This window comes from Flavobacterium sp. YO64, assembly GCF_004119505.1.
GTDB classification, from domain to species: Bacteria; Bacteroidota; Bacteroidia; order Flavobacteriales; family Flavobacteriaceae; genus Flavobacterium; species Flavobacterium oncorhynchi.
Map to the genome: position 1 here is coordinate 181,229 of NZ_NRQV01000008.1, position 6,537 is coordinate 187,765.

Below are 6,537 nucleotides of genomic sequence, written 5' to 3' on the forward strand. Positions count from 1 at the left end.
TGATAAAATTTTAGATCGTATTTATGAAAGTTTTATTGAATATGAAATTAAAACTATTTCTATTTGCAGCCACAGTATTTATCATTTTTATAAGTGCAAAAGTTTATGATAAAAACTCTTTTGTAGTGTATACAATTGATACTAAAAAGCAAGATTTGAGATTGTTTTGGAAAAATGAAAATGGCGAAAAGTTTAAAAGCATTCAGAATTTAAAAGACTGGATTGAAAAACAAAATCTGGTTTTAGATTTTGCAATGAATGCGGGAATGTATAATAAAGAAAATTCGCCTCAAGGACTTTATATCGAGAAACAAAAAGTATTAAGAGTACTAGATACAACAAACGCTGTTGGGAATTTTTATTTAAAACCTAACGGAGTATTTTACATAACAACAGGAAATGTACCAGTAATTTGTAAAACGGTACAATTTCAAAATAATGAAAAAGTAAAGTATGCAACGCAATCTGGTCCTATGCTGCTTATTGATGGAAAAATACATCCCGAATTTAAAGAGGGTTCTTCTAACTTGAATATTAGAAACGGAATTGGAATTCTGCCAAATGGAAATGTAGTTTTTGTATTGGCTAAAAAAGAAATAAATTTTTATGATTTTGCTTCTTATTTCAAAAGCTTAGGATGCAGGAATGCTTTGTATTTAGACGGTTTTGTATCGAGAGCTTATGTGCCTTCGGAGAAGTGGATTCAAACGGACGGAAATTTTGGTGTGTTATTTGCAGTAGTTAGAAAAAAATAAAGATGAATAGGATGGAAATCGAAGAAACAACAGTTGTAGAAGATAACAGAATGTCAAAGTTAATAATTGGTTTAATTTTGGATGGAATTGGCATGATTTCATTTTCAATCCCATTAATTGGCGAATTTTCAGATGTTATTTGGGCGCCAATTGCGGCTCTTATTATGAGCAGAATGTATAAAGGACGTATTGGAAAAGTAGCTGGAGTTTTAACTTTTCTTGAAGAAATAATCCCGTTTACAGATATTATTCCTTCTTTTACACTTACTTGGATTTATACCTATTTCTTTTCGAAAGAACGTATGAAAATTTAGTCTTTAAACAAGAATCCTAGTCCCATGTTTTTAAGCATTTTCTTTTCGAAGTTCCAAAAGAATTTAAACTGCCCAAAAATGGTTCCGATAGCGACTAATAAAACTTGATAAATTGGAAAAATAATAATAAGACGAATTAAGGTAAACCAAACTCCAAAATCTTCTTTGGTAATGCCTAACCAAATGCAAAATGGCTTAGAGAGCCAAGCAGATGCCGATCCTGTAATGGCAAAAACTATAAGTATAATAATGGCTTGTAGATTTGAGGTAATTCCCCAACGTTTCTTTAATCTATTCATTGCTATTTGTAATGATTACAAATATACTATATTATCTTGATGGGACATAACCCCAAAGCTTTTGTTTGTAAGTATTTTGAAAATAAATCATATAATTATAAATAAGGTAATTTACTTCGTAACCATAATGTATATCTCGTCGGTAATCGATTGTCATTTCGTATAAATTTGGATTGTAACGCTGTGGCTGCATAGCCCTGTTGTTCCATTCGGTTACGTACAAATAATTCTTATTTTCTAGGTACGTTAAAGAATAATAATTTCGGGGATAAGCTCTAGAAGCAAGCCAAGTATTAAAACCATTATCTATTATTATAACTTCATATTCTAACGAATCATTTGCAATTCTAACAGTATCATTTCCTTTCTTAATAGGATTATCAGTAACAGCAACATTTTTTGAAGCTGTAGAACACGCAACTATAGTTAGAATAAAAGCGAATATGGAAATATATTTTTTCATGGTATTTAAAATTCAAATCTAAATTTACGAATAAATCAGCAGAAGAGCTTGCTATTTAACTTTTGTATAAGAGGTATAGAAGTTTAAAACTGTAAATGTTTAGAGGTGTTTTTCATGAAAAAAGCTGTTTTACTTTTAGTAAAACAGCTTTTGAAATTTATATTTTAAGTCTGCGTTCCTTTATAACTAAATGGTTTATTTATTTTCCAAATAATTTTCCTAATAAGCCGCCCAACCCGCCGCTTTTGGTTAAAGCTGCAGCATCAGCAATATCAACTTTTCCGTCGTTATTTTGGTCTAAACCAAATTGCATTCCGTATTTAGAAATAGTATCCATTATATTTGAAGCCTGTCCGCTGTTTCCAGAAATTGAATTGATTATATCTGTAATTTGAAAACTACTGTCGTTTGGATCTTTTGCTTTATTAACTAACGAATTTAAGATTTGCGGGATCATGTTTGAAGCAACACCAGAAGAATCTGCACTGCTTAAACCGAATTTTTCGCCCAAGCTTCCAGTTAATTGCTGCGTGATTTGCTGTACTACAGGATTTGAACTGTCTATTGGTGAACTTCCGTTAAACAAACCTGCAAGCTGCTCACCGCCGCCTTCAGATGCAATTTTTTGTAACCCTGCAAATATTGAAGTACTTGTTTCGCTTATTACTGCTTCATTGTGTTCGTTTGGGATAGCTGTATTGTTAACAACAGCGTTACCTCCGTATTGCTGTACTAATTGTGTTAATTGTTCAAACATGATTAAAAGAGTTTAGATTAGAACTCAAATTTAATCAAAAAAAGAAAGGGATTTATTAAACGATGTTAATAAATCCCTTCTAAATAATTTAGATATAATTAATTAGCTCAATAAAGTAATAATTTGTGAAGCTAATTCAGTACCAATTCTGTCTTGTGCTTCTCCTGTTGCAGCACCAATGTGTGGCGTAAGAGAAATTTTAGAATGCATTAAAATTGCCATTTCTGGTTTTGGTTCGCTTTCAAAAACATCTAAACCAGCAAAAGCAACTTTTCCTGAATCTAAAGCTTTTACTAAAGCTACTTCATCGATAACCCCGCCGCGAGCACAGTTTACGATTCCAACACCATCTTTCATGATTTCAAGTTCTTTTTCTCCAATGATATAACCATTTTGAGCAGGAACGTGTAATGTAATGAAATCAGCTTCTTTAAACAAAGATTCTAATGATTGAGAAACAATTGTAGTTGTGATAGATTGTCCGTCAAAAAATTCCACTTTTACATCTACTTGCGGGATAAAGCTGTCAGCAGCAATAACTTTCATACCTAAACCAAGCGCCATTTTTGCAGTAGCTTGACCAATACGTCCAATACCAACAATACCTAGAGTTTTACCTCTTAATTCAGTTCCGTTAGCGTAAGCTTTTTTCAAACCGTCAAAGTTTGAATCTCCTTCAAGAGGCATATTTCTGTTAGAATCATGTAAAAAACGTACACCAGAAAATAAGTGTCCAAAAACCAATTCAGCAACAGATTCTGATGATGAAGCTGGAGTATTAATTACATGAATTCCTTTACTTTTAGCATAGTCAACATCGATATTGTCCATACCAACTCCACCGCGTCCAATAATTTTTAGTCCAGGACAAGCATCAATAATATCTTTACGAACTTTAGTTGCAGAACGAACTAAAACTACGTCAACGTTGTTTTCGTTTACAAAATTTGCTACTTGTTCTTGCGCTACTTTTGTAGTTATAACTTCAAAACCACCTTTTTCTAAGGCTAGAATTCCACTTTTAGAAATTCCGTCGTTAGCTAATACTTTCATTGTGTGTTTATTGTTTATTTGGTTAATCGTTAAATTGTTTAATCGATAAACCAGCTATTTGATTTTTCTTTTTTGATATTTTAAAGGAAATATTTTTTGACGATTAAACAGTTAAACAAATTAACGATTAACCGAAAAAAAAATTAAACTTTAGATTCTAATGTTTTCATTACATCAACTAAAACCTGAACGCTTTCAATTGGCATAGCATTGTAGATAGAAGCTCTATAACCACCAACAGAACGGTGTCCTGGCAATCCAGAAATTCCTGCTTCTTTCCATAAAGCATCAAATGCTGCAGTGTGATCAGCATTGTTCAATAAGAAAGTTACATTCATTTTTGAACGATCTTCTACAGCAGCTGCACCTTTAAATAATGGGTTTCTGTCGATTTCAGCATAAAGTAAATCAGCTTTTGCGTCATTTAGTTTTTCAACAGCAGCTATTCCGCCTTTTTCTTTGATCCATTGTAAAGTTAATAACGAAACATATACAGCAAAAACAGGAGGAGTATTGTACATACTTTCAGCTTTAATATGTTTAGCATAATCTAACATACTAGGAATTGTTCTTCCGTTTTTTTCTAAAATTTCTTCTTTAATTACTACCAATGTAGTTCCTGCAGGTCCCATGTTTTTTTGAGCTCCAGCATAAATTAAATCAAATTTTGAGAAATCTAATTGACGTGAAAAAATATCAGAACTCATATCGCAGACAACAGGAACGTTAGTTGCTGGGAAGTCTTTCATTTGAGTTCCAAAAATGGTATTATTACTTGTGCAGTGAAAATAATCTGCATCAGATGGTATTTCGTATCCTTTTGGAATATGGTTGTAATTTTCTTCTTTTGAAGATCCTACGATAACAGTTTCTCCAAAAAACTTAGCTTCTTTAATAGCTGCCGCTGCCCAAGTTCCTGAATCTAAATAAGCCGCTTTTCCATTTTCTTTCATCAAATTATAAGGAGCCATTAAGAATGCTGTACTTGCACCACCTTGTAAAAATAAGGCTTGATATCCTTTTCCTTGAAGTCCTAATAATTCTAAAGCAAGCGAACGAGCTTCATCCATTACAGCAACGAAATCTTTGCTTCGGTGTGAAATTTCAAGAATCGATAATCCTGAATCATTAAAATTTAAAACTGCTTTTGATGCCTTCTCAAAAACTTCCTGAGGTAAAATACTTGGTCCTGCGCTGTAGTTGTGTTTTTTCATGGTTGTTGTTAATAGTCGAAATTTTAAAGACGCAAATTTCGGCAATAGGAGCTGAAAAAGCGATAAATTATTCGAAATATTTGAACATTTTATTACTTTGTTGTTAACAAAAACGTTATAGTATCAACGTTATCTGCATAATCCCACAATTGAGGATTCTGACTTTGACCAAATGCAGTACTGTTTTTAATCAAATTATTGCTTACAATACATTGTATTTGCTCTTCGTCTGCTTCAAGGCGAGTTTGTAAACTTTCAAGATCTTCATAATATTCATAAAAAACACTCGAAATAGGTGAGGCATAACTAGAATCTTCTTTCAGGGTCAAAAAGCCATTATCAAGCAATTTAAAATTACTCATTAAAAAAACCGCTTTGTTGTAATCGTAATTATTAGCGTATTTTTCATAATGAATAACATCCTGATATTTAAAAACAGCTTGAAAAAACGCATCAAATGAATAGCCTTTTGGTACAAAAAGCTTAGAAACATTGCGGCATCCTAAACCAAAATATCTAAAAATATCTTCGCCAAGAGCTTCTAATTCTTCATGAGTTTCTTTTCCGTTTAGTATCGCAGCCGAATTTCTGTTTTTTCTAATAATTGAAGGTTTATCTTTAAAATAATATTCAAAATATCGTGCTGTATTGTTGCTTCCTGTGGCAATTACAGCATCAAAATTTTCTAATTTTCCTTCAACAAAAGTGATCTTATCTTTTAAATTTTCATCAACAGCAATTAAGTACTTTGCCAAAAATGGCAATAAATGCTGGTCATTAGAAGACGTTTTTATTAAGGCTCTGTTTCCAGTTATTAGAACAGATAAAAAATCATGAAAACCAACTAACGGGATATTTCCGGCTAGAATTAAGGCAACAGTTTTTTCTTTTTTATCGCTTTGAGCAAACTCAGACGAGTAATTAGAAAGCCATTTTTCAATGTTTTCTTCCGTTAAAGCATCTGCCCATGATTTTATGGCAAAGAAAACCTGTTCAGGAGTATACCAGCCATTGTGAGATTGTGATAAAGTTATTAGTTTTTCAAAATCATCAAAAAAAGCTTCATTGTGTAAAACGTCAGATTTTTTCACGGATTCCTTTTCAGAAAACTGACTTAAAAATTTTCCTAATTCAACAAAAACACTTTTTTTTGTTTCTAATGTCATAATGTTTGTTTATGAAAGGTTTTGATTGTAATTTTGCACAAAAATAAGCTATATTAAGTTATAAGGCAAAGCCGAATAAAATGTTTGACATTTTTAATGGAAATCTGATAACTTTTAACTCGTAATCAAGAATAAAATGGCAATAATTATAACAGACGAATGTATTAATTGTGGGGCTTGTGAACCAGAATGCCCAAATACAGCAATTTATGAAGGAGCTGATGATTGGAGATACAAAGACGGAACTAGTCTTTCAGGAAAAGTAATTTTACCAGACGGAACTGAAGTTGATGCAGAAGATGCACAAACTCCAATTTCTGACGAAATCTATTATATTGTTCCAGGAAAATGTACAGAATGTAAAGGTTTTCATGATGAACCTCAATGTGCTGCTGTATGTCCTGTTGATTGTTGTGTACCAGATGATAATCATGTAGAAGATGAAGAAACCTTGTTAAACAGACAAGCGTTTTTACATGGAGATGAATAATCTTTCTGAATAAATGATAAAAAAAA

The 6,537-nt window shown here is 32.1% G+C and carries 9 protein-coding genes; 3 read left to right on the forward strand and 6 right to left on the reverse strand.

What is annotated here, in order from left to right:
* The first annotated feature begins 41 nt into the window (after positions 1 to 41).
* Both BOW57_RS08055 and BOW57_RS08060 read left to right on the forward strand, forming a co-directional pair.
* Positions 42 to 755, forward strand: a complete 714-nt coding sequence (locus BOW57_RS08055; RefSeq protein WP_241687412.1) for a phosphodiester glycosidase family protein — start codon at positions 42 to 44, stop codon at positions 753 to 755.
* A gap of 11 nt (positions 756 to 766) precedes the next feature.
* Entirely contained in the window at positions 767 to 1,069 is a 303-nt protein-coding gene (locus tag BOW57_RS08060) for a hypothetical protein (RefSeq protein ID WP_164973679.1), read from the forward strand.
* Here BOW57_RS08060 and BOW57_RS08065 read toward each other — a convergent pair.
* The 6 genes from BOW57_RS08065 to BOW57_RS08090 all read right to left on the reverse strand — a co-directional run bounded on the left by BOW57_RS08065 (position 1,066) and on the right by BOW57_RS08090 (position 6,021).
* Positions 1,066 to 1,368: a DUF6787 family protein gene (locus BOW57_RS08065; protein WP_089052431.1), complete on the reverse strand. Its 303-nt coding sequence runs from the start codon at positions 1,366 to 1,368 to the stop codon at positions 1,066 to 1,068. The genes BOW57_RS08060 and BOW57_RS08065 overlap by 4 nt on opposite strands.
* 31 nt (positions 1,369 to 1,399) lie before the next feature.
* Positions 1,400 to 1,831 (reverse strand): DUF6146 family protein, encoded by a 432-nt coding sequence (locus BOW57_RS08070; RefSeq protein WP_129053691.1) that lies wholly within the window; start codon positions 1,829 to 1,831, stop codon positions 1,400 to 1,402.
* 199 nt (positions 1,832 to 2,030) lie between these two features.
* On the reverse strand, positions 2,031 to 2,588 hold the full coding sequence (locus BOW57_RS08075) for a DUF937 domain-containing protein (protein WP_129053692.1): 558 nt from the start codon (positions 2,586 to 2,588) through the stop codon (positions 2,031 to 2,033).
* 102 nt (positions 2,589 to 2,690) lie between these two features.
* Complete coding sequence (locus tag BOW57_RS08080) at positions 2,691 to 3,641, reverse strand: D-2-hydroxyacid dehydrogenase (protein WP_089052428.1); 951 nt, start codon at positions 3,639 to 3,641, stop codon at positions 2,691 to 2,693.
* Positions 3,642 to 3,784: 143 nt separating this feature from the next.
* Positions 3,785 to 4,855: a 3-phosphoserine/phosphohydroxythreonine transaminase gene (gene serC / locus BOW57_RS08085; RefSeq protein WP_129053693.1), complete on the reverse strand. Its 1,071-nt coding sequence runs from the start codon at positions 4,853 to 4,855 to the stop codon at positions 3,785 to 3,787.
* Positions 4,856 to 4,947: 92 nt separating this feature from the next.
* Positions 4,948 to 6,021 carry an acyl-CoA reductase gene (locus BOW57_RS08090; RefSeq protein ID WP_129053694.1) on the reverse strand — a complete coding sequence of 358 codons (1,074 nt, stop codon included), beginning with the start codon at positions 6,019 to 6,021 and terminating at the stop codon, positions 4,948 to 4,950.
* Between the two features lie 136 nt (positions 6,022 to 6,157).
* Between BOW57_RS08090 and BOW57_RS08095 the strand changes: the two genes are divergently transcribed.
* Entirely contained in the window at positions 6,158 to 6,511 is a 354-nt protein-coding gene (locus tag BOW57_RS08095; protein WP_089052425.1) for a 4Fe-4S dicluster domain-containing protein, read from the forward strand.
* Positions 6,512 to 6,537 lie beyond the last annotated feature (26 nt).

What these genes read in the sequence shown, in the direction of transcription:
- BOW57_RS08095 (WP_089052425.1), top strand. Translation starts at nt 6,158, where the DNA reads ATGGCAATAATTATAACAGACGAATGTATTAATTGTGGGGCTTGTGAA.
- BOW57_RS08090 (WP_129053694.1), bottom strand. Translation starts at nt 6,021, where the DNA reads ATGACATTAGAAACAAAAAAAAGTGTTTTTGTTGAATTAGGAAAATTT.
- BOW57_RS08065 (WP_089052431.1), bottom strand. Translation starts at nt 1,368, where the DNA reads ATGAATAGATTAAAGAAACGTTGGGGAATTACCTCAAATCTACAAGCC.
- BOW57_RS08075 (WP_129053692.1), bottom strand. Translation starts at nt 2,588, where the DNA reads ATGTTTGAACAATTAACACAATTAGTACAGCAATACGGAGGTAACGCT.
- BOW57_RS08060 (WP_164973679.1), top strand. Translation starts at nt 767, where the DNA reads ATGGAAATCGAAGAAACAACAGTTGTAGAAGATAACAGAATGTCAAAG.
- BOW57_RS08070 (WP_129053691.1), bottom strand. Translation starts at nt 1,831, where the DNA reads ATGAAAAAATATATTTCCATATTCGCTTTTATTCTAACTATAGTTGCG.
- BOW57_RS08080 (WP_089052428.1), bottom strand. Translation starts at nt 3,641, where the DNA reads ATGAAAGTATTAGCTAACGACGGAATTTCTAAAAGTGGAATTCTAGCC.
- BOW57_RS08055 (WP_241687412.1), top strand. Translation starts at nt 42, where the DNA reads ATGAAATTAAAACTATTTCTATTTGCAGCCACAGTATTTATCATTTTT.
- serC (WP_129053693.1), bottom strand. Translation starts at nt 4,855, where the DNA reads ATGAAAAAACACAACTACAGCGCAGGACCAAGTATTTTACCTCAGGAA.